General features: G+C 35.6%; 17 protein-coding genes and 1 riboswitch. Of the genes, 4 read left to right on the top strand and 13 right to left on the bottom strand.

The features are described 5' to 3' along the window. Nucleotides 1-13: 13 nt before the first annotated feature. The 13 genes from ACSVDA_RS13355 to ACSVDA_RS13295 form a co-directional block, all read right to left on the bottom strand. Nucleotides 14-1,843 (bottom strand): sensor histidine kinase, encoded by a 1,830-nt coding sequence (locus ACSVDA_RS13355; protein ID WP_485883881.1) that lies wholly within the window; start codon nt 1,841-1,843, stop codon nt 14-16. Between the two features lie 710 nt (nt 1,844-2,553). Next, the gene (locus ACSVDA_RS13350) at nt 2,554-4,212 is read right to left on the bottom strand and encodes a type 2 periplasmic-binding domain-containing protein (RefSeq protein ID WP_485883879.1); all 1,659 of its coding nucleotides are present in this window, start codon (nt 4,210-4,212) and stop codon (nt 2,554-2,556) included. Between the two features lie 198 nt (nt 4,213-4,410). After that, the gene (locus ACSVDA_RS13345; protein ID WP_320210842.1) at nt 4,411-5,310 is read right to left on the bottom strand and encodes a carbohydrate ABC transporter permease; all 900 of its coding nucleotides are present in this window, start codon (nt 5,308-5,310) and stop codon (nt 4,411-4,413) included. A 14-nt stretch (nt 5,311-5,324) separates the two neighbouring features. Beyond that, a complete protein-coding gene (locus tag ACSVDA_RS13340; RefSeq protein WP_320210843.1) occupies nt 5,325-6,296 on the bottom strand; it encodes an ABC transporter permease in 972 nt (323 codons plus the stop codon). A 341-nt stretch (nt 6,297-6,637) separates the two neighbouring features. Further along, entirely contained in the window at nt 6,638-7,012 is a 375-nt protein-coding gene (locus ACSVDA_RS13335) for a DnaJ family domain-containing protein (protein ID WP_485883876.1), read from the bottom strand. A gap of 65 nt (nt 7,013-7,077) precedes the next feature. Beyond that, nucleotides 7,078-9,273 carry a DNA topoisomerase III gene (locus tag ACSVDA_RS13330; RefSeq protein ID WP_485883874.1) on the bottom strand — a complete coding sequence of 732 codons (2,196 nt, stop codon included), beginning with the start codon at nt 9,271-9,273 and terminating at the stop codon, nt 7,078-7,080. A 292-nt stretch (nt 9,274-9,565) separates the two neighbouring features. Next, nucleotides 9,566-10,141 (bottom strand): NAD(P)H-dependent oxidoreductase, encoded by a 576-nt coding sequence (locus ACSVDA_RS13325; RefSeq protein ID WP_485883898.1) that lies wholly within the window; start codon nt 10,139-10,141, stop codon nt 9,566-9,568. Between the two features lie 218 nt (nt 10,142-10,359). Then, a complete protein-coding gene (locus ACSVDA_RS13320; RefSeq protein ID WP_485883872.1) occupies nt 10,360-11,469 on the bottom strand; it encodes an ABC transporter permease in 1,110 nt (369 codons plus the stop codon). Beyond that, the gene (locus ACSVDA_RS13315; protein ID WP_485883870.1) at nt 11,466-12,734 is read right to left on the bottom strand and encodes an ABC transporter permease; all 1,269 of its coding nucleotides are present in this window, start codon (nt 12,732-12,734) and stop codon (nt 11,466-11,468) included. Before ACSVDA_RS13315 ends, ACSVDA_RS13320 begins: the two co-directional genes overlap by 4 nt. A 10-nt stretch (nt 12,735-12,744) precedes the next feature. Next, complete coding sequence (locus tag ACSVDA_RS13310) at nt 12,745-13,677, bottom strand: ABC transporter ATP-binding protein (protein ID WP_485883868.1); 933 nt, start codon at nt 13,675-13,677, stop codon at nt 12,745-12,747. Between the two features lie 311 nt (nt 13,678-13,988). Beyond that, entirely contained in the window at nt 13,989-14,384 is a 396-nt protein-coding gene (locus ACSVDA_RS13305) for a GNAT family N-acetyltransferase (protein ID WP_485883866.1), read from the bottom strand. A gap of 24 nt (nt 14,385-14,408) precedes the next feature. Further along, entirely contained in the window at nt 14,409-15,041 is a 633-nt protein-coding gene (locus ACSVDA_RS13300) for a response regulator transcription factor (RefSeq protein WP_485883864.1), read from the bottom strand. A gap of 2 nt (nt 15,042-15,043) precedes the next feature. Next, complete coding sequence (locus tag ACSVDA_RS13295; RefSeq protein ID WP_485883863.1) at nt 15,044-15,967, bottom strand: sensor histidine kinase; 924 nt, start codon at nt 15,965-15,967, stop codon at nt 15,044-15,046. 464 nt (nt 15,968-16,431) lie between these two features. Continuing rightward, a riboswitch (SAM riboswitch) is annotated at nt 16,432-16,550 on the top strand. 155 nt (nt 16,551-16,705) lie between these two features. On the opposite strand from ACSVDA_RS13295, the gene ACSVDA_RS13290 reads away from it, so the two are divergent. From ACSVDA_RS13290 to metH, 4 genes are read left to right on the top strand one after another with little or no spacing between them, the layout of a single operon-like run. Further along, nucleotides 16,706-17,830, top strand: a complete 1,125-nt coding sequence (locus ACSVDA_RS13290) for a methionine biosynthesis PLP-dependent protein (RefSeq protein ID WP_485883861.1) — start codon at nt 16,706-16,708, stop codon at nt 17,828-17,830. After that, entirely contained in the window at nt 17,823-19,007 is a 1,185-nt protein-coding gene (metC, locus tag ACSVDA_RS13285) for a cystathionine beta-lyase (protein ID WP_485883859.1), read from the top strand. Before ACSVDA_RS13290 ends, metC begins: the two co-directional genes overlap by 8 nt. Further along, the gene (locus ACSVDA_RS13280; protein ID WP_485883857.1) at nt 19,004-20,857 is read left to right on the top strand and encodes a bifunctional homocysteine S-methyltransferase/methylenetetrahydrofolate reductase; all 1,854 of its coding nucleotides are present in this window, start codon (nt 19,004-19,006) and stop codon (nt 20,855-20,857) included. The genes metC and ACSVDA_RS13280 overlap by 4 nt, the downstream gene beginning before the upstream one ends. Beyond that, the gene (gene metH / locus ACSVDA_RS13275) at nt 20,847-24,308 is read left to right on the top strand and encodes a methionine synthase (protein WP_485883855.1); all 3,462 of its coding nucleotides are present in this window, start codon (nt 20,847-20,849) and stop codon (nt 24,306-24,308) included. Before ACSVDA_RS13280 ends, metH begins: the two co-directional genes overlap by 11 nt. The last annotated feature ends 6 nt before the right edge of the window (nt 24,309-24,314 follow it).

Here is a 24,314-nt window from a genome sequence, read left to right as displayed (position 1 = left end):
CCTCCCAGATGAGTTAACACGGTATTTTAATCATTACTTTTGTATGCTGCCCTTTCACACTTTGAATTGACATCCCGTATTCGTTTCCATAATGTATTTTAATTCTTTCATGTACATTTCTAAGACCGATACCGCTTCCATTTTCAGTTTCTTCTGCGCGTGATGAAGGTAAGCTTATCTTCTCATGCAACTCAGCAACTTCTTCTTGCGTCATACCTATCCCATTGTCCGTTATTTCAATATAAATATTTTTCATTTCAACCGAAGCTCTTATATCAATGATTCCTTGTTTGTTATATATGATCGGTGAAATTCCATGTTTAATAGAATTTTCAACGATAGGCTGTAAGGACATTTTTAACACTTCATGTTCTTTCAATTCTTGTGGGATCGTCAGTGTTAATGTAAGACGATTATCCAGACGTAAGTTCATAATATCAACATAGTTTTGAATATGGCTTAACTCTTCAGATAAACTTACAAAATCGTTCTTCCATTTTAAGTTATAGCGCATAATATCACCTAATGATGTGACAGCATCAGATACTTCGAAATTGCCTTCAATTTCAGACATCATCTTAATATTTTCTAACGTATTATAGAGAAAATGGGCATCTATTTGAGTTTTTAATGACCTTAATTCTGCTTCTTTTGTAATAGCTTGTTTGTTAACTGCATCTGCAATTAAACTATTAATTTTTCCCAGCATATTACGGAAATGGTTGGCAAGTTCTCCAAATTCACTACGTTCATCTACTGTAACATCCACTTCAAAATTTCCTTTTTCAACTTTTTTCATCGACTCAATAAGTAAATACATATTTTTCAATAAATAAGAAATTAATTTATACGTGATAATAGACAAGATTATTACTAAAAGGATAATACCGCTTAATACTAGATTTCTCGTTTTAGTTGTTTCAGAATATATACTTTCAAGAGATGTAATACTTAACATGTAACTGTTTAACTCATCCATATATGTCGACACTGCGAGGAATCGTTTTTCATTATTCATAAATTGAAAGGATGAAGTTAACTGATTATCAGTTCCAACGAACTTCTCTCTTAATTCATTAATATTCAAATTATTTTCTTGAATAAACGGATTAAAAGGATTGTGAACTAGATTCAAGTTTTGGTCAAATACAACAATTGCAGACTCATTTTCATTCACATTACTAAACATTTTCGGAAAAAAATTCTCTTGCAGCATACTAATTTCAATAATCGCTAAGTGTTCACCTTTAGGGTATTCTAATTCTCTTATAACAGAAATTTTCGCATCACTAATGTTGAGAGAGCGATTAAGAATGTCAACGTTATCATTATCAAACCACCAAAGCTCTATGCCATTTCGGTTCATTACTTCCTCAAACCATGGCTTATTGTTTATACGACTTTCATCAAATATAATTGGCCACATTTCCTTAATATTAGGGTTAGCTGTATAAATACGGATATCATTAATATTAGGGTTATTAAATTGTAACTTAATAATATTTGAAAACACATTCGACTTAAAATCAAGTAAATCGGTCGTATTACTATCATGGTTTTTTTTAATAAAATCAAAAAACTCACGATCTGAAATGACAATTTCGGCCGTTCTTCTCATCGTTTCAATATGGTTCATAATATTGATTTTCTCTAATTCTAGTAAATGCTCTTGCTTTTTTGTTGCGTCTCTAATTGCACTGTTAGAGATTTGTTCAGTGTAATATAGCGTAAATGCGATAACTGGGACCATAATAATAACTATATAGAGTATAATTAATTTCGTTTGTAATGATAATGAACGGTGATTTAACCGATAGGATGCTATTTTCCTGAAAATTTTCATCTGTTACACATCCCAAAAAATGATAGTTATTTATATTATATAAGATTTTATTATAAAAAAGTGTGACAACTTCATTAGAAATGAAAATCTACCATAATTTTCAGCTCGTACCCCCTACGTTCCACCTATAGGTATGTGGAATTTACTTTCTTCAACTAGTAAGCGACATAGAAGGCAACAACAATGAAAGCACTATTATATAGGTTTTCATGGGCAACATGTTTAAATAATTGGAGATAGCTAAACAAATTTTAAAAAGATATCTTCATTCAAAGAATAAGCTTATATAGCTGGCTCTCGCCTTCTAAAAATACAACATAAATATTGACTCATAGCTTCGAGTGAAAATGATAATTTTGCTTTGTAGAAGAATTCTTAAACCATTTTGATTCACCTTTGGCAGTTTACGCATAAATTGTTGCTTTAGAAATAAGCTGTTATCGTATAGAGTGTTGATTTTCACTATAAAAATTAACAAGTAAACAACTAAATTTCATGGAATCTTTTCTTCTATAAAATGACGACTGTTGAGTAAAACGACATCTTTATCTTCTATTTTATTTACCGAAAGAGCCTTTTGTTTTCAAAGATTTTACCATCATGTAATGGTATAAAGAAAGACAACCGTCACTCCCCCCTGTCTAAAAGAAAGAAAAAAACTGCTTACAAAGGGTAATTCCTTCGTAAGCAGCTTTTTTACTCTTTTATTATTATTTTGAAGCTTCGATTTTCGCTTTATTTTCTTCATATATTTTTTGTTGGTAAGCTTCAACTTTGTCTTGTCCTAAATCATCACGTTTCTTTAAGAACGCGTCAAAAATCTCATCGAATTCTTTATCAGATTCTGCAAGAATTAATTTTGGTAATGTTTTACCCCACTCTTGTGCAATCTTATTAGCCGCTACACCTTCTTCTGAGGTACCTGTTGGATTCATACCATCAAACTCAGCAAAGCTAACTGTTTTCCCTCTTGTCCAATCTTCCATTTGTTTGAAAGGTGCTACAGCTGGTGGCATCCAAGGAAGAGTCATATTTGTATCCATAAGCATCCAATATTTATGTGACGCTCCAATTTCTAAATCAAATTTAGCACGGTCAGTATCTAATAACTCTTGAACATCAGCTGTGAACTGAGGTTTTCCGTCAACAACCTCATATGTTTCACCTTCTATACCTAGGAAAGTATCTTTTTGACCTTCTTCACTAATTAAATAGCTCAAGAAGGCAATCGCTCTCTCAGGGTCTTCTACTTCTTTAGAAATTAACGTTATTGTCCATCCAGAGATACTGTCTCCAGCAAGTGTTGGTTCATCACCGTTTGAGTTAGCTGGTCCGTCTACAGCTATATATACGCTGTCAGGGTCTTGAGCATATAATGCTTGCTGTTGTGCAGCCATATCACTACGTTGATATAACATTGCAAAGTATCTACCTTGTGCAATTTTTTCTTCCATTTGTGGGCGTTTATCAATAAAGATATCGTCAGCTAGTAAACCTTTGTCACTTGCTTCTCTAAATGTTTTTAACCAAGCTAAGTATTCAGCATCTGTTCGACGGTCATATACTTCTCCATCTTTTTCCCAAGGAATTGCTAAAAAATTTTGTAAATAACCTTCTAATGAAGAGTTACCTACATCTGTAAACTCATTTAACCCTAGTGGAATTAATGGTGCGCCGTTCACTTCAGGGAATTTCTCTTTTGCTGCTTCAAGAGCATTTAAGAATCCTTCTGGAGTGCTCATGTCAGGGCTACCAATTGCTTCATACATATCTTTTCTAACTAAGAACGTTTGGTTTGATGATTTAAACTCACTATATTTTTCAAAGTCTTTCGGTGAAGATGATGCATTCGGATAGCCGTAAACGTTTCCATCTTCTTGTTTATACCATTCAAGCTTCGCACCATCTGCTACTTTAAAGAAGTAAGGATCGTATTGGTCAGCTAGCTCATTTAATGGAAGAACTAATTCTCCTTCAATCATTTGCTTGACTGCATCTTCCCACCAACCAATTGTAATAAAGTCAGGTATTTTTCCAGAAGCAATCATCGTATTCATTTTTTCAATTTCATTACCTGCTGGCGCAAGGAAGTTAATCGATACTCCAGTTTTATCTGTTACATATTTTGAGATAGCATCTTCTCCCCATTTATGAGCAAACCATGAGAAGTTTACATACCAATCAAACTCTATCGGAGATGTATCAGCCTGCCATGCAGGTTCATCAGCAGTTCTTGTCGTTTTTTCTCCTTCGTCTTTCTGGGAAGCGGTTTCATTTGTTTCCTTACTTCCACATCCTGCAATAATGGAAAGAAATAGTGCTAACACTAATAATAATGATAAGCCCTTTAAAGAAAATACTCTTTTCATAATAAACCCCTTTCTTTTCCTTTTATAAGTTAGAATCTGTTTATGATACTCGTTAGTTAAATACTTTCATAAAGAAAGAGGAACAATTTATTCTATCATAACATCCATTCCTCTTTCTATTAAGTACTCAGTACCATTCAGAGTCCAATATATTTAAATATCTTTTTTAAGTAAAAAGATATTCAAAACAAAATCATATTACCCTTTTACTGATCCAATTAACATTCCTTTAACAAAGTATTTTTGTAGGAATGGATATACTAGGACGATAGGCAATGTCGTAACGACCATCGTTGCTAGTTTAATAGATTGTGATGTAACAGTTCTTGTCGTTATGCCACCAGGCGCATTAGCTAACATCTGATTAGAACTGGATTCAGCTACTACCCTATATAAATACGTCTGTATCGGCTGTAAGTCAGGATTATTAACAAATATTACCCCTGCAAAGTAGTCGTTCCATTGATAAACACCTTGGAATAAGGCTATCGTCGCAATAACAGGCATTGACAACGGAATAATGACTTTAATAAATATCATAAAATCATTGGCACCATCCATTTTTGCTGCTTCCTCTAGTGATGGTGGTAATTGTCTAAAGAAAGAGACGAAAATAATAAGGTGGAAGAAATTAAACAATGTCGGGATAATGTATACGAGAAAATTATCAAATAAGCCAATATCTCTTATTAATAGGAAGTAAGGGATTAAACCTCCGTTAAAGAACATCGTAACAACACCGATAAACATGTATATCTTTCTACCAGTTAAATCTTTTCTCGAAAAAGCATACGCTACCATAGCGGTAAAAAACACATGTGCAATTGTTCCAATGACTGTCTTGGCAATTGTAACTCCAAATGATGTAACGATACCTTGGTTAGAAAATACTGCTGCATAGTTTTCTAGCGTAAATTCTCGTGGCCACCAGTAAATTCCTCCTTGCATCGCATCGACACCGTCATTTAAAGAATTTACGATTACATACCAAATTGGGTAAATGGTGATAAAACATATGAACAGCATTAATAATAAGTTAAAAGTATCAAAGATATATTCGCTTTTTGTTCTTCGATTCAATTTAAATAGCTTTAACATAAGTCAGTCACCTCCTAGAATAACGTTGTTCCGTCTAGTTTTTTAGTAATCTTGTTTGCACCTAACAACAATATGAAGGCGATGACTGCTTTAAATAACCCAATTGCTGCTGCATAGGAGAAACGACCATTTTGGATACCCGTTGAATACACGTAAATATCTATTACATTACTAGCGCTTTCATTTAATTGATTACGTAATATTAAAATTTGGTCAAAATTTGAATTTAACACACCACTGACAGCTAGGATAAATAAGATTGTAATCGTTGGACGAATCGATGGTAAAGTTACGTGCCACATTCTTTGCAAGCGACCTGCCCCATCAATTCTCGCAGATTCGTATAGCTCAGGGGAGACACCTGCGATTGCTGCTAAATAAATAATCGCTGACCAACCTAGCTCTTTCCATATATCGGATGTGATAACAATTCCCCAAAAGTATTTCGGATCAGCTAAATAACTTACTCGCTCATCGACGATTCCTAAACCTAGTAGAATATCATTAATAAATCCGATATCAGCTAACCATGTTGTGACAATTCCGCCTAACACAACCCACGAAAGGAAGTGAGGTAAGTAGGTAATTGTTTGAACTGCTTTTTTGAACTTTAATGACGTCAGCTCATTTAATAATAGTGCGAAAATAATCGGTAATGGAAAACCAATAAATAGTTTAATTAAACTAATTCCAAGTGTGTTTTTAAGTACATTTACAAATTCCTCATCTTGCAAAAATTCCTTGAAATGCATTAAGCCGACCCAAGGTGCTTCTGCAATCGATTTAATAATACTGTACTCTTTAAAAGCTATAATTGCCCCATACATAGGGATGTAGTTAAATATAAACATCCATACGACTCCGAGAAGAGCCATGACTTGTAAATATTTTTGTGAAATTATTGTTCTGGATACTTTTTTTACTTTTTCTTTTTTTGTACTGGTGATAATGACTTCCTCAGAAGCTTGGTCAATTTTTGCATCCATATGTTCACCACCTCTTATACTCGATGTGTTCTCTCTACATATATTGTAAGAAATGTTTTCGCTCCTTTTAAGTAAGGAAATTTTGTATTAGGTCACATTATTTTAGATATACATACCCTCAAAAGGATTGATATGAAAGCAATGGAATCGTTTTCTTAAATTGTTCACATTTTATAATTTTCATCTTCTATGTTGTTTATTTTTTACTAAATCGTTTTCGTCAAGGCAATAATCAAGGGCACAAAAAGGACAAGTAACCTGTTACTTGTCCTAGTAATAAACATATGATTCTACAGGAACGTTGTAGATATTTTTCAACTCTAATCACTTAGTAGAATGACTTACCAAAGCTTGGTATGAATTTGTTGCTGATATTGTTTAAAAGCAGAGGAATTCGAAGACACTGTTCTTTTTTCCATCAGTTGATTAAAACGAATCATTTTTTCATTTAACCTATTTGTTAATTTGATTTTGTCGTCTTCATTTTGAGTTGATGCAATCAACTGTTCGATTGTCATCATTTCTTTCTTTAATTCATCTGCTTCCTGCATCATTCCAGCATTTTTTAACATCTTATAGCTCATACGGAGGTGTTCTGGTATATGTGATAAATCTTCTAAGACTAGGGGCTTTCCCTCACCCGGAAGGTGCTTAAAATCCCCGTCGCTATATGCCCGTTTTATTTTATCTTCGGCAATGATTGATACAATATCCATACTTTATCCCTCCTTTGTGTAATAATTCTTTATATTCTTATTATATCTTATAAGCTCCCTCATGTTTACTTATTTAATTTTAATTTTGCTAACGCTTCAGCTAAGGCAGGGTTTTTCAAATCATCACTTTGTTTATTTTGTTTCTTTAAATAGTTCGATACTTCTCGTTTCGAAACATTTTTATTTTTCGAGCTTTTTTTACGTTCATTAAAAGTAGATAGTTTTTCACGATGACCGCAGTTACAGACAAAAATTTGTCCTTCTCCTTCTCCACGTAGCTCTAGTTTTTTTCGGCAGTTCGGGCACCGTGCATTCGTTACTTTTGAAACATTCTTCCGATGACCACATTCACGATCTTGACAAACAAGCATCTTCCCTTTCTTTCCGTTTACCTCTAGCATTGGTTTTCCACAATCAGGGCATTTTTTTCCTGTTATATTATCGTGCTTAAATTTCTTGTCACTATTTTTTATCTTATGAACAACATCCTTTGCGTAATGTTTCATTTCATTTATAAATGCTGTTTTTTGGAGTGACCCTTTTGAAATAGCCTCTAGTTTTTGTTCCCATTCTGCTGTAAGTTCCGGTGATTTTAAATCTTCAGGAACTAAGTCAAGCAGTTGTTTCCCTTTGGAAGTAATAAAGATACTTTTCCCTCTTTTTTCTATTAAAAAGCTATTAAATAGCTTTTCAATAATATCTGCTCTTGTAGCTACCGTACCAAGTCCACCAGTTTTTCCAATTGTATTTATTAATTGTTTATCGTTCTTTGTCATATACTTTTTAGGATTTTCCATTGCAGACAATAAGCTCGCTTCAGTGAACGGTTCAGGAGGTTTCGTTTCTCCTGTTGTTTGAGACACTGCTGTTATTTGCAATACATCTCCTTTTGAAATGCTAGGTAACGTTTGTTCAGAAATAACATCGTTTACTTCGTCATCAAATTGGTTTTCATAGACCTCTTTCCACCCTTGGTTTATAATACGCTTCCCTTTGGCAATAAATTGCTCACTAGCAATTGAAGTAACTATTGTTGTTTGTTCATATTCAAATGGAGGGAATAGTACAGCTAAAAACCGTTTCACTACTAAATCATATATCTTTCTCTCTTTGTCACTCAGTGAGCTTAACATAGCTGATTGCTCAGTTGGAATAATGGCATGGTGATCAGAAACCTTACTATTATCAACAAAAGATTTCTTCGACTTAATCGGTTGTTTCAATATTTTCATTGCTAATTTTGCATATGGCTGAACACTACAAGCATCAACTCTATCCTTTAATGTTGCCACAATATCTGTAGATATATATCTTGAATCTGTACGTGGATATGTTAATAATTTATGCTGTTCGTACAGCTTTTGCATTATAGACAGCGTTTCTTTCGCAGAATATCCAAAGCGCTTATTAGCATCTCTTTGTAGTTCAGTTAAATCATACAGCTGTGGTGCATAGCTCTTTTTCGCTATTTTATTCACGTCCACAACTTGTGCATATTCATTTTTTACTGCTAAAAGAGTGTTTTCACATTTATCTTTAGAAAATGTTTTAGTGTCCTTTGTTTTATTATCTAACCACACTAGTTTCAAATGATTCTTCGTTACTGCTTGAATTCCATAATATGTCTTTGGATTGAAGTGACGAATTTCTTCTTCTCTTTTTGCAATCATTGCAATTGTTGGTGTTTGCACTCTTCCACAAGACAACTGAGCATTAAATTTTGTCGTTAATGCACGCGTTGCGTTAATACCTACATACCAATCAGCTTCAGCACGGGCTACAGCAGAAGCATATAGGTTTTCATAACCTTTTCCATCCCTTAATTTACGAAAGCCCTCTGTAATAGCCTTATCTGTAACAGATGATATCCAAAGGCGCTTGATTGGTTTATTAATACGTACTTTTTCAAGAATCCACCTAGCTACAAGCTCACCCTCTCGACCAGCATCTGTGGCAATAACTACTTCCTTAACATCTTTCCTATTTAATTGTGCCTTTACAGCATTAAATTGCTTACTCGTCTTTTTAATAACTACGAGCTTTGCACGGTTAGGAAGCATTGGTAAATCTTCTAATTTCCATGACTTATATTTCACGTCATATGCTTCTGGATCAGCTAATGTGACTAAATGACCTAGTGCCCATGTGACGATATATTTATCTCCTTCAAAAAATCCATTCCCTTTTTTCTGACATTTTAATACTCTTGCTATATCTCTGCCTACTGAAGGCTTTTCGGCTAATACTACAGTCTTACTCATCAAAAAATCCTCTCTTTGTTTGCTACCTTTTAGTTTAACATATTTGCTAATAGCATTTCTCTGTATGGTCACCGCACTACGATACAAAATATATAGCTAATACCATTCTGCTATTATTTCCGAACATACAACTGAAACATTCATTTACATTACAAGTTTAACAGAATACACTGGCTATCCATTGTATCGTATCAAGCTACTTACACTTTCTAAAGAAGCTATAACGATTAAGCCCCTTTACCTTAAGCACTTGGCTGTAAGTAAAGGGGCAAATATAATTAATCTTAGTGAATTATGCCGATGAAATGCCTAATTGTTTAATTTCTTTTAGCCATGTTTGTCTTTTGTCATCTGTTGATTGGCTTATAGGTCCGATTGTTGTAATCTTAACGGGGTTAATTCCGCAAAACTTAAGCGTACTCTTTTTCATGGCATTATGTCCCGGCTTCCCATAAACTAAATTGTAATACCATTTTGGTGAGTCCATTGTAACAATTAGCCTCGCAGACCTCCCTTTTAATAGTTTTTCAGGAAGTGGACCTTCAGTATATTTAAAAGCAAATCCCGGTGAAAAAACCCGGTCTACAAATCCTTTTAATAATGCAGGCATCGTTCCCCACCATGTTGGATACGTAAATACGATATGATCGGACCATTTTATGAATTCTTGAGCCTTCTGTAAATCTTGCTCAAACTCCATTGTTTGACCATACCCTTTAAGAATTGGATTAAATTTCAACTCAGCAAGAGAAAGTTCTCGAACTTCGTTATCACCTTCTAATGCACCATCTTTATAGGCTTTCCCTAACGCTGAACAGAAACTATTACCATTTGGGTGTCCATTAATAATTAATATACCCTTCAAAATAAAACCCTCCCAATACGAATTATTCACACTTTTTTCTAGCTGTTACCTAACGTCTAAACACGTATACATGTAGCATTCAGGGAGCTTTTCTTCTATAAAACATTGACTGCTGAGTAATACGACATCTTTATCTTGTAGCTTAGGAACTATAGCAACACAGTTTACGTAAAGAGCCTTACGAAAAGAATCTTCATATAAAAGGCTCATTAAACGTTTATCTACGTTTGTCTTCGTTCAATAAAATTAATTCCAACACCCATCATCAACACACCCATCAAACATAAAATACTTATTGGAAAGATAAAATCACTCATTGAATAATCATATATAACTGCTCCCTTTAAGAGCTCCATTCCATAAGTTAGCGGTAAAACCTTCGAGATTGCTAATAAAACTTCAGATGTAACGATTTCAATTGGCCAATAGGCTCCACTAATCATCGCCATACTTACAGAAACAATTGGAATTAATGCATTAAAATGCTGAATATTTTTTACAAATCCTGTTAACATCACTGATAAAGCTACGATGGAAAAGACGTAAGGTACGAGGAGCAATAGCACTTTCCAAAACGCTCCATTAAAATCTATATTTGTTAAGTACCGAAAAACGAGAAATATGATGACAACTTGGAAATAACCTGCTAAAAATGTATACATCAGATTACCAACATACATTTCCCATTTACGTACAGGTGACAATATCATTCGATCCCAAACCCCGTCTTTTTTTTCTTGTAAAATACTTGATACATTAATGGCAATCGTAAATATAACAAAGAAAAGGGCACTTCCAAACAAACCTTGCACATTTGCATCATATAAGAATGCATCACTTGAATGAAAATATTTTTTATTGACCGTAAAAACTTGATTATTTTCTAATGAGTTAAATGCCTCTACTATTGGCTCAGTGCTGAAATCCTGTTGTTCAGCTTCCACTATTAAAGCCTGTTTTTGCATATGATTGATATACTTTTGCTGTACGTATTGCTTAATGACCATTTGGTTTTCTGTGTTTGCAGCAATAATGAGATCGAATCCTCGCTCTTTAAGAATCACTCCTGCCTCAGCTTTTCCTTCTGCTACTATTTCATTTAGTTCTTCTTTGCTCATTAAATTAAAACTGAATGCATCAGATTTTTTAAGCTCATTTATAAAATCAGTCGTTGCTTGTTCTGACATGTCACTATATACAGGTACGCTAATTGATTGTTCAGTACCCTTACCTATAAACAATGCAATAAGCATACAAACAGCTGTCATAATAATATATGTCCATGGTTTTCGCATTAACAACCGGAATTTTGTCTTTAATATCGTAATCATAATGCACCTCTCCTTTTCGGAAAGCTCACGATTGAACATAATAGAAGAACAATTCCTATTATTAATAAAGTGAGTAATGATGGGATTACATCTGTTAAAGAATACCCTTGTAATATTTTCAAATAAGCTGTCATACCTGCTCCATTAGGTGTGATTTTCGAGAAAAATGCCATAGACTCAGACATTTGTGCTGTAGGCATCATACTCCCACCTAAAAAAGCAATAACTGGAATACCAACTGAAGAGAAAAAGGTAGATATTTCTTCTGATTTGAAGCGATAATTTAATGATGTCATAAGCACAGCGAGACCACCTGTCGTAAAGCATATTGACAATGTAACAACTAAGAATGCTCCTAATGAACTCCACGTTACTTGATAAACAAGGGCGACGACACCATATAATATACATAACTGGAAAAATGCTAGTAAGACAGCCGAACAAAATATACTTGTAAAATAGACCCACCTAGATACGTTTGCTAACATGATACGATCAAAGACGAGCGACTCTTTTTCAACATGCGCATATGACCCTATCGTTGTTGCGATATACAGAACGAACATGACACTCATCCCTATCGCATAGTAGCCGAGAGAAGTAACGGGCTCCCGTTTTGTCACAGTTTCCGTATTGACCTCAATATCATTTGGATTGGCATATACTTGTTCTGTTATCACACCTTGTTTTCCCAAAGTAACAAATGTAGAAAGCTGATTTTGAAAAAACATTATTACGTCTTCAACTATTTTTGATGTTATATCTTTGCCTTCATTAACATAAAAATTCAGCTCTGGTATGATATCTGCATTAAAAAACATTGAATTCAATATGTCATACGTAAAGTTTTCTGGTGTTTCAATGATCACAGCATATGTGTCATCACTTTTTAACTGTTCAATCTCGTTCTCATCAAATTCTTCAATCGATAAGAACGATGAAAGCTCCTCATTTCTAAATATTTCATTTTTCATAATGTCAATCGGTGACAGTTCACTTGCAGCTGCTGTAATGACTTCTTTTTGCTCATCCGGCAATTGTTTTTCTGCTAAATCATTAATAAAACGATCGATTTCATCCTGTTCACTTCCAATTTGAATAAGTGCTACTTTAGCATCGATTTCAAGATGATCACCATCCATCACACCGCTTAAAGCAAAACCTAAAATCGTGATTAATATTAGTGGCATACCAAGTAACAACAGCAATTCTGGCCGGTTTCTAAGAAATAGTAACAATTGTTTTTTGAGTAAATACCAAAACATATTCATCACCTCAATTCCTTAATGCTCTTCCTGTTAAATGAAGAAAAACATCTTCTAATGTAGGGACTTTTACTTCAACCGAAGTGATCGTCGTATCAGTTTCCTCAGCGAGTCTAAACAATTCACTAAATAAATTCACTTCCTTAGTTACAATAATTGTAACTAATTGATTTTCAGTTGATAGTTTATTAATAAGAGGGTGATTCTTGAGTGAATAAATAAAGTCATCCTTCAATCTCTCAACTTTTATTTCTAGCGTTTTTTCATTTGATAAAATATTTTTAATTTCATCCTTTGTACCAGAAGCAATAATTCTTCCTTGGTCCATAATATAAATTCGATCGCAAATAAATTCGACCTCCTCCATATAGTGACTCGTATATAAAACCGTCATTTGCTTTTCTTTATTTAAATGTTTAACAGTCTGTAAAATATAGTTTCTAGATTGTGGATCAATTCCTACTGTAGGTTCATCCATGATAATAATTTCTGGTTCATGTAAAAGGGCTACACCAATATTTAAACGACGCTTCATCCCACCTGAAAAGTTTTTTACTAATTCCTTTTTCTTCTCTTCAAGTCCAATAATTTGAAGAACTTCATCAACTTGTTTTTTAAGCTTTGATCCTTTTAATCTATGAACACTGCCAAAAAATTCAAGATTTTCTTTCGCAGTCAAATCAGGATATAATGCGATGTCTTGCGGGACAACTCCAAGTATTTCTCTAAGCGGCTGCGGATTTTTTAACACACTAGTATTGTTTAAGCGCACATCACCACTCGTAGGTGCTATGAGTGTAGAAATCATCGAAATCGCAGTAGATTTTCCTGCTCCATTTGGCCCGAGCAGACCAATTGTTTCTCCTCGCTCTAAAAACATATTTGCTCCATCCACAGCGACGATTTGTTTGAATTTCTTCTTCAACTCTACAACTTCTAACAATATTATCGCCTCCTCTTTCTAACTAACTATTTATATCGTACAGTCTTTCACTGACATTTCACACTGTCTGTCGTCACCAATTTGAATGATAAACATGACCTTAGTCACATGATTATTCAAATATGCAAATTTTCGCCTTACTGTCCAATTATCTTCTTTTACTGTCCATGCTCATACGTTTACTGTCGGATTCACCACTTTTACTGTCCATATTCATACGTTTACTGTCCAATTCACCACTTTTACTGTACGAAGTCAAACTGTACGAAAAAAAGAGCCTCGTCGGCTCCCTACCTTCACACTACGATTGATCATTGTTTTCTCGGAATCCTAAATGCATTATCAAGCTTTGTAAACCCAATGTTAGGATAATAATCTATCGCTTGTTTTGAAGATAATAAAATAAGTGCCACTTGATCACCCACAAACTGTTGGGTAATCGCGATTAATTCTTTGCCAATTCCTCTTTGTTGATATGGTGCTGACACAGCTAAATCAGATAAGTAACAACAATAATAGTAATCGGTTATTGATCGTGCAATACCCACAAGCTCATCTCCACCCCAAGCACTCACAACGATGTTAGAATGTGAGAACATCTTCTCAATTCGATCAAGGTCATCATAAGGTCGCTTTATACCAGAACTTTGGAATACATGTGCAATATCTTGTGGACTTATTGGTATATTAATCTTGTAATTAATCACCGTGCTTTTCTCCTTTTTATCTGCTTACGTAATATCATTTTTGACAGCAAAGATGGCGAGTTGTGTGCGATCCCGTAAATCAAGCTTCTGTAGAATTTGCGTAATATGGTTTTTTACAGTGCCTATCGACAAGTGCAACTCCTCAGAAATTTCCTTATTTGTTTTTCCTTCGCCTACTAACTTTGTTACAGCAAGCTCACGGTTTGTTAATGGAATGTCTATTTTTTCGCGGTGTCTATCTGTCAACAACCGAGGCATCACTTTTGCAGCTACTTCGTCATGGATAGTCATACCTCCGTTTAAGCTACTATGTATTGCACTAACGAGTTTGGCTGGTTCAGCTGTCTTTAGCATAAAGCCATTGGCACCGTCTTTTAGTGCTTGCATTGCGTATTCATCATCGTTAAACGTCGTTAATATTAATATTTTTACTTGTGGCCATCGCTGTTTAATTATTCTAGTAGCTTCGAGACCATTCATTTGGGGCATTCGTATATCCATTACAACAACGTCAACCAAATGCTTCTCCAATTGTTCAATTGCCTCATGACCATTTCCAGCTTGAGCCACTACGTGAAATTGTTCTTCTTGTTCAATCATCATGACAAGTCCCTGCCTAACAATTGCTTGGTCTTCTACTACAATAATGTTATACATATTTATATAACCTCCTTTACAAATACAGGAAATGATCCGTTAACAACAAAATGAGACTCTGTTTGATTGAAGTTTATATCCCCATTTAGCTCTTCAACACGTTTTCGCATGTTACTTAGTCCAAATCCAATAGTAAAAGATTTGGTTTTAAAAATCTTATTCGTTACTTCAAAATAAAGATCTCCAACAGCTGACTTACCAATTGTTACAAATACTTCACGAGATTGTGCATGGCGCATTGCATTTGTTAGTGCCTCTTGTATAACTCTATATAAAGTAACGCTTTGTTGATTAGATAAGCTCACAGATAAAGCTCCTTGCTTTGTCGTAAAATGCACGAGTATATGACTCTCTGATTCTAACTTTCTAATTAATTGAAGCACTGACGACAGACCTTCAAATTCTTCATCTTTAAGTGTTTTAACCGCATGCCTCGTTTCTTCTAAACTTTCACGAACAAGCTCTTTCAAAATTCCATATTCCTGTCGTTTTTCTTTCATCGAAAGCATTTCGATTTGCATGAGCAGTGCTGTTAATTTATGACCGACAGAATCATGAATCTCACGAGCAATTCCTGTTCTTTCTTCTAATCGTGCTGCCCGTTCATTTCGTAAACTAATGCGTTTTAGATTTCGATATTCACCTAAAAGCTCCTCATACATGTCTTGTTTATAATTGGTCTCCGTCATTTTATTATTTAACAAAATGCTCAAATAATAAAAAAATATGAGTATAACAACCAATTCAACATTTATAGCATTAGTAAAAATCAGCAGCATACCCATTAAACCTATACTAACGGCTGAAAATAGTTGATATTGCTTTTGCGATAATAATGAAATAGCATCTAATGTTATATACAAAAATAGTAATTTACTAAATGTATTTTCGTCTTGAATAAACAAAACACTCGAAACAAACAACATGCAAAGAAGCAGAGTATAGAATATTAGCTTTTTTTTAACAATAGGAATGAAAAAGAAACAGACGAACGACAAAGCACAAACCAAAATGGATATGTACCACCTTGTTGAATGAGATACTTCTACATAGAGAAACCCTCCCCACAAAGCTGAAAAAGTAGTCAACCTTATTAAAAAGGTTTTCATATTAACACACCACCTGCATACAATTTACCTAATTATTTTCTGTAGTTTTTATCCTTGTTGAACATATTATATATTGATCATACCATTTTTTAACTTATAAAAAAATTCTAAAAATATCTTGCAAAACAGTCAAATCTATTGTAAATTTATATGCAATCAATATTTAATACATTAACTCATTCAACTTAAAAATGAATCAGGTGGTAAATGTAGCCCACGTGATCCGATAGCTCCTTCTTTTAGAGGTAGGAGTCTTAAAAACTAAGATAAATAAACAATTCATCTTATCAAGAGAGGTGGAGGGACTGGCCCTTTGAAACCTCAGCAACCAGCCAAATTTATGGTCAGGTGCTAAATCCAGCAAGCGAAATGTATAAACTTTTCGCTTGGAAGATAAGGAGAGCTGATGATTAAACTCAAAGCCTTCTTATCAGAAGGCTTTTTTTATTACTCTTTTATAGATTTAAAAGCCCGTACTTAATGTTCTAAAACTACCACAAAACTTTACCACTTTAAACAAGTATAGAAAATCAATTGAAATGAGGAGGAATTTATATGACAAAAATAAATATCGAAACATCATGTGCACAAATTGGAAACAGAAGTGAAAATGTTACTGGGACGGTCAATCCACCTGTCTATTTGTCTACAGCCTACCGTCACACAGGTATAGGTGAGTCTACAGGGTATGATTACATTCGAACGGGTAATCCCACTCGACAAATTGTCGAACAGGCAATAGCACAGCTTGAGGAAGGTGATCAAGGCTTTGCTTGTAGTTCAGGTATGGCTGCGATTCAAACAGTTTTAGCTCTCTTTGAGCAGGGAGATGAGCTGATCGTTACACATGATTTGTACGGAGGAACATACAGGTTATTTGAAGAATCTTTTCGAAGAAATGGCTTTACTTTTCACTATGCTGATTTTAGTAACATAAATGCTGTAAAAGAATTAATAAATAGCAATACGAAAGCGTTATTTATAGAAACTCCAACAAATCCACTTATGCAAGAGGTTGATTTAAAAATTGCAGCAGAGGTTGCAAAGGAAAATGATTTGTTATTAATCGTGGACAATACATTTTATACTCCACTGCTACAAAAACCTATAACTCAAGGGGCAGACATTGTCATCCATAGCGCAACAAAATACTTGGGCGGTCATAACGATGTGCTAGCAGGGTTAATTGTTTCAAAAGGAGATGAGCTATCTGCTCAACTTGGTAATTACCATAACGCAATTGGTGCTGTGTTATCACCTTTCGATTCATGGTTACTCATCCGTGGAATGAAAACTCTCCATTTACGTCTAAAACAGCATGAAGAAAATGCAAAAAAAATTGCTTCATTTTTGAAAGCACATGAAGATATTGTAGAAATCTATTATCCACAGCGTGGTGGCATGTTGTCGTTTAAAATCCGAGATGAAAAGTGGGTTAATCCATTTTTACAAAACTTACGCCTTATCACTTTCGCTGAAAGCCTTGGTGGGGTTGAAAGCTTCATCACCTATCCAGCTACACAAACACATGCAGATATACCTGAAGAAATAAGAGTTGCAAACGGAATTTGCAATCGTTTATTAAGATTCTCAATTGGTATCGAGAATGCTGATGATCTCATAGATGACCTTACATCAGCATTAAAAGCGGCTAAGGAAGGGGTGAACACATATGTCTAATTCATTTTCTGATCAAACTAAGCTACTTCATAATAAGCATAAAGTAGATCCTCATACAGGTGCAGTAAGTGTTGCGATTCAGCATGCATCAACATTTCATCAAGCTGATTTAGAGAATTTTTCAAAATATGACTATAGTCGTTCTGGTAATCCCACCCGTGAAGCTTTAGAAGAGACGATAGCTGAATTAGAAAATGGTGTGAGAGGTTTCGCTTTTTCCTCTGGTATGGCTGCCATATCAAGTGCTTTTATGCTGTTATCAAAAGGTGATCATGTCCTCATAAGCGAGGATGTGTATGGTGGAACATTTCGGGTTGTAACAGAGGTACTAACAAAGTTCGGCATCGATCACACATTTGTTGACATGACGAACCTACAGGAAGTTGAAAACTCTATTCAAACAAATACGAAGGTAATATATATTGAGACACCGTCAAACCCTTTACTTAAAGTGACTAATATTAGAGCGATTGTCACATTAGCTAAAAAACAAGGTTGCCTCACATTTTTAGACAATACGTTTATGACTCCAATTTTACAGCGACCATTGGATTTAGGTATAGATATCGTTTTGCATAGTGCAACAAAGTTCATATCAGGACATAGTGATGTCATCGCGGGGCTAGCCGTTGTCAAAGATGAGCAGTTAGCCACCCAACTTGCCTTTATTCAAAACGCGTTCGGTGCGGTCCTTGGGGTTCAAGATGCTTGGCTCGTCTTACGGGGCATAAAAACATTGCACGTGCGCATGACACAATCTTCGCAAAGTGCATTACAGCTTGCACAATTTTTACAACGACACCCTAAAGTTGAGGAGGTTTACTACCCTGGTTTAACTGACCATGAAGGATATTCCCTTCAACAAGAGCAGTCTACTAGCCCAGGTGCTGTATTATCTTTTAAGTTAAAGGATGCGGAAAGTGTACGTACTGTTTCAAAGTATATAAAAATACCAGTATTCGCCGTTAGCTTAGGTGCTGTTGAATCCATTCTATCCTATCCAGCAAAAATGTCGCATGCAGCTATGCCAGCTCAAGAAAGAAATAAAAGAGGAATCACTGACGGACTTTTGCGACTATCTGTTGGTCTTGAAAATCCTCTTGATCTTATAGCAGATTTCTCACAAGCATTAGATCAACTTCCAACACATCATTCAGAGTATAAGGTGAGCCTATGAAACTACTAGAACGTTTAAAAAATGACATTTTAATTGCTGATGGTGCGATGGGGACACTCCTCTATTCATACGGTGTCGACTATTGTTTTGAGGAACTTAACCTCACTCAACCAAATCGAATCCAACAAGTACATGAAGCATATATTCAAGCAGGAGCTAATGTTATCCAAACTAATACGTATGGAGCAAATCGTGTTAAATTAGCTAGATACGACCTTGAAAATAAAGTAAAAGAAATTAATAAAGCTGCAGTTCAAATAGCAAAGCGTTCCATCGGGAAAAGTGACGAGCATTATACATTAGGAACAATAGGTGGAATTCGTGGTGTAAGGAAAAGTATTGCCGAACTTGAGGAAATTAAAGAGGCTTTTATTGAACAGCTTGATGCACTGTTAGAAGCAAATGTTGATGGAATCTTACTAGAGACCTATTATGACATAGAAGAACTATACACCGTACTGCAAGAAGTAAGGAAAAGAACAACTAAACCAGTCATTGCCCAAGTGTCTATGCATGAAGTTGGTGTACTACAAGATGGTACCCCATTACATGAAGCATTTTCAAAGCTCGAGCAACTTGGAGCAAATGTGATTGGAACAAACTGCCGACTCGGTCCTTATCATACGATTAAGTCACTTGAGCAAGTTCCTTTGCCTAACAATGCTTACCTTTCTGCCTATCCTAATGCAAGTTTACCAGACTTAGTTGATGGAAGGCTGATCTATGAATCTGATGCTGAATATTTTGCAGACGCTGCTATTAGCATGCGCGAGCAAGGAGTTAGATTGTTAGGTGGTTGTTGCGGAACGACACCAAAGCATATTGAGGCGATGAGGAAAGCATTAAATGGTTTAACTCCAATTGATGAAAAACGTGTAAAAGAACGTAAACCAATTTCAGTCAGTAAGCCTACCGTTACTGCTGAACCCCATTTACACGAAATGGTACAATCTAAACGCACAGTCATTGTTGAGCTTGATTCACCGAAACATTTGGATACAGATACATTTTTCAAAGGTGCACAAGCACTTCAACAGGCTGGGGTTGATGTGATTACCTTAGCAGATAACTCTCTAGCAACTCCACGCATAAGTAATGTTGCAGTTGCTTCAATTTTAAAAGAAAAATATAATATACGCCCTCTCGTTCATATTACTTGTCGTGATCGAAATATCATAGGCCTTCAATCACATATTATGGGCATTCATACACTTGGTATTAATCAAGTATTGGCTGTTACTGGTGATCCGACTAAGGTTGGTAATTTTCCTGGTGCTACTTCAGTATATGATGTTTCATCATTTGAATTAATACAAATGATCAAACAATTTAACAACGGGCAGTCAATCTCAGGAACGTCATTAAAATTACAGACGAACTTCGGCGTTTCAGCTGCCTTTAATCCAAATGTCCGTCACTTAGAACCAACCGTAAAAAGGCTTGAAAAGAAAATCGCATTCGGTGCTGATTCATTTATTAGTCAGCCTGTGTTTAGCCAAGAGCAAATTATCCAAATTCATAAAGCGACCAAGCATTTACAAGTTCCTATCTTTCTTGGTATTATGCCGTTAACAAACTATCGTAATGCCCAATTTTTACACCATGAGGTTCCAGGTATTAAGCTTGCTGATGACATATTACACCGTATGAAGAGCTGTGGAGACGATAGAGAAATATGCTCAGCAGAAGGTGTGAAAATTGCACAGGAGTTAATAGATACGGCTATGGAATACTTTAAAGGAATCTATTTAATTACACCATTTTTACGCTATGACATGACTGTAGCATTAACAAACTATATCCGTAAAAAAGATGGAGTAAGAGAAAGGAAGATTCATCATGTGCTTTGAGCGTTTTCAACAAGAGATCAACAAGCGAATTTTAATAATTGATGGAGCAATGGGGACGATGCTTCAAGAAGCAAACCTTACAGCTGAAGATTTTGGAGGAGAAGAATTTGACGGCTGTAACGAACATTTAAACATCACAGCTCCACATGTAATTGACTGGGTTCACCGATCTTATTTAGAAGCGGGTGCTGATATCATTGAAACGAACACTTTTGGAGGAACCCCACTCGTTCTAAATGAATACCAACTCGGACATAAAGCCTATGATATAAACAAAATTGCAGCTGAAATTGCCAAAAAAGCAGCCGAGGATTTCTCTACTACTGATAAACCTCGATTTGTTGCTGGATCTATGGGACCAACAACAAAAACACTTTCTGTTACTGGTGGAACGACATTTTCTGAATTAGTTAATGAGTATGAAACACAAGCTAAAGGCTTAATTGATGGTGGCTGTGATCTTTTATTACTTGAAACATGTCAAGATATGCTTAATGTAAAAGCTGCTTTTTTTGGTATTAACAATGCTTTTACATTAACAAATAAAACCTTACCACTCATGGTTTCAGTTACGATTGAACCGATGGGTACAACGCTTGCTGGACAAAATATTGAAGCATTTTATTTATCTTTAGAGCACATGCAACCAGTATCAATCGGCTTAAATTGTGCGACAGGCCCTGAATTTATGACAGACCATCTGCGCACATTGTCACATTTATCTCAAACAGCTGTGAGCTGTTACCCTAATGCTGGTTTACCTGATGAAGAAGGTCAATATCATGAATCTCCACAATCATTAGCAAGGAAAATAGCGGGCTTTGCTAAAAATGGTTGGCTAAACATTATCGGAGGGTGCTGTGGGACAACACCTGAACATATCCGAGCAATTGCAAAAGAGGTAGAAGGTCTTAAGCCTCGAAGTGTCCAGGAAGGTAATCATCAACACGCTCTAGCTGGGATAGAACCACTTATATACGATGATTCTATGCGACCGTTATTAGTTGGAGAGCGTACAAATGTAATCGGCTCAAGAAAATTTAAAAACCTCATTGCTGATGGTAAGTTTGAAGAAGCTGCTGAAGTCGGTAGAGCACAAGTAAAAGGTGGGGCCCATGTAGTTGATATTTGTCTAGCTGATCCAGACCGCGAAGAGCTAGATGACATGGAGCAATTTATTCAAGAAGTTGTTAAAAAGGTGAAAGTACCACTCGTTATTGATTCTACAGATGAAGCAGTGATAGAAAAAGCGCTATCTTATTCACAAGGAAAGGCGATCATTAACTCAATTAACCTAGAAGATGGCGAAGAACGTTTTGAAAAGGTCGTTCCACTTATTCATCGATATGGGGCTGCTGTTGTTGTTGGAACCATTGATGAAATTGGTATGGCTGTAACGAGAGAACGGAAGCTAGAGGTCGCACAGCGTTCCTATGATCTACTAGTAAATAAATATAAACTTAAGCCAGAAAATATTATATTTGACCCTCTCGTCTTCCCTGTAGGTACAGGTGATGAACAGTATATAGGCTCAGCGAAGGAAACTGTTGAAGGGATTAGGCTTATTAAAGAAAAATTACCACATTGTTTAACAATGCTTGGCATAAGCAACGTCTCTTTCGGATTACCTGGTGTGGGACGTGAAATTTTAAATGCCGTTTTCCTTTATCATTGCACAGTAGCTGGTTTAGATTATGCGATTGTCAATACACAAAAGCTTGAAAGATTTGCTTCCATTCCACAAGAAGAAGTGACTCTAGCAGAGAATTTATTATTTGAAACAACAGATGACATTCTAGCTGAATTTACAGCTTTTTATCGCGGGAAAAAGAAAGAACCGAAAAAAGCAGCCATCAATAGATCCCTTCCAGAACGACTCGCTGACTATGTGATTGAAGGTACGAAGGAAGGTTTAATTCCTGACTTAGAAATCGCCTTAACTAAATATGATACACCGTTAGATATTATTAACGGACCTCTTATGGAAGGTATGGCTGAAGTCGGTCGTCTCTTCAACGACAATCAGCTGATCGTAGCGGAAGTATTACAAAGTGCAGAAGTGATGAAAGCTTCGGTTTCTTTCCTCGAGCCTTATATGGAAACAAATGATGCAGCTGGTCATGGAAAAGGGAAAGTATTATTGGCAACTGTCAAAGGTGATGTCCACGATATAGGTAAAAACCTTGTAGAAATTATTTTAAGCAATAATGGCTTTCAAGTCGTTGACCTAGGTATCAAAGTGACACCACAACAGCTGATATCAGCCATTCAACAAGAACAGCCTGATATCATCGGCTTATCAGGGTTACTCGTTAAATCAGCTCAACAAATGGTCTTAACTGCTCAAGATATGAGCCAATCAAACATATCAATTCCTATATTAGTTGGTGGGGCAGCTCTATCTCGAAAGTTTACAGATCGAAAAATTGCTCCCGAATACGAAGGTCCAGTCCTATACGCGAAAGATGCGATGGATGGCCTTTCAATCGTCAACCGCCTTCAAGATGAAGACGAAAAGAATAAAATTTTATCAGATGTAGCAACGAAGAAAGAAGCTTATAAACAGATCAATACAGCTACTAAAAAAGAAACTGCTGTAGCCGTATTAAAAAAAATTAAATCTAGTGTAGCGACTAATGTTCCAATAACTTTGCCAAATGATTTAAAAAGGCATGTCTTAAAAGGTTATCCTATAGGTCATCTTGAGCCATATATTAACATGCGCATGTTATTAGGACATCATTTAGGTCTCAAAGGAAAGGTAGATCAGTTAATAGCTGAACAAGATGAGCGAGCACTTGCCTTAAAAGAAGTAGTTGATAACTTACTTCTTGAAGCAAAAACAGCTAACCTATTACGAACTGCAGCTGTTTATCAATTTTTCCCTGCTCAATCAAAAGACGATGATGTCATCATTTACGACCCAATTGATAAAACAACAATCCTAGAACGTTTTACGTTTCCTCGACAACGTAAAAAGCCATATTTATGTTTGGCTGATTATATTCGTTCAGTCGATAGTGGTGAAATGGATTATGTTGGCTTCTTCGTCGTTTCAGCTGGCTTTGATGTGAGAGACAAGGCAAATCTGCTAAAAGAAAAGGGCGAGTTTTTACAAAGTCATGCCATTCAAGCACTCGCCCTTGAGCTAGCAGAAGGATTTGCCGAACGTATTCATCAAATGATGAGAGATCAATGGGGGTTTCCTGACCCAGCTGACTTTACAATGCAGCAGCGCTTTGCAGCCAAATATCAAGGTCAACGTTTTTCATTTGGCTATCCAGCATGTCCAAATTTAGACGATCAGGAAAAGCTGTTTCGCTTGCTAAAGCCAGATGACATTGGTATTTCTTTAACTGATGGCTTTATGATGGAACCTGAAGCATCTGTCTCAGCTATTGTTTTCTCACATCCTGAAGCGAAATATTTTAACGTAATCGAAAATGGATAATTGTAT

The sequence above is a fragment of the Cytobacillus sp. Hm23 genome (assembly GCF_051842895.1).
In the GTDB taxonomy this organism is placed as follows: domain Bacteria; phylum Bacillota; class Bacilli; order Bacillales; family SM2101; genus Nanhaiella.
Note: the sequence above shows the minus strand (reverse complement) of the source record. Positions and strands in the feature narration are given on the sequence as shown.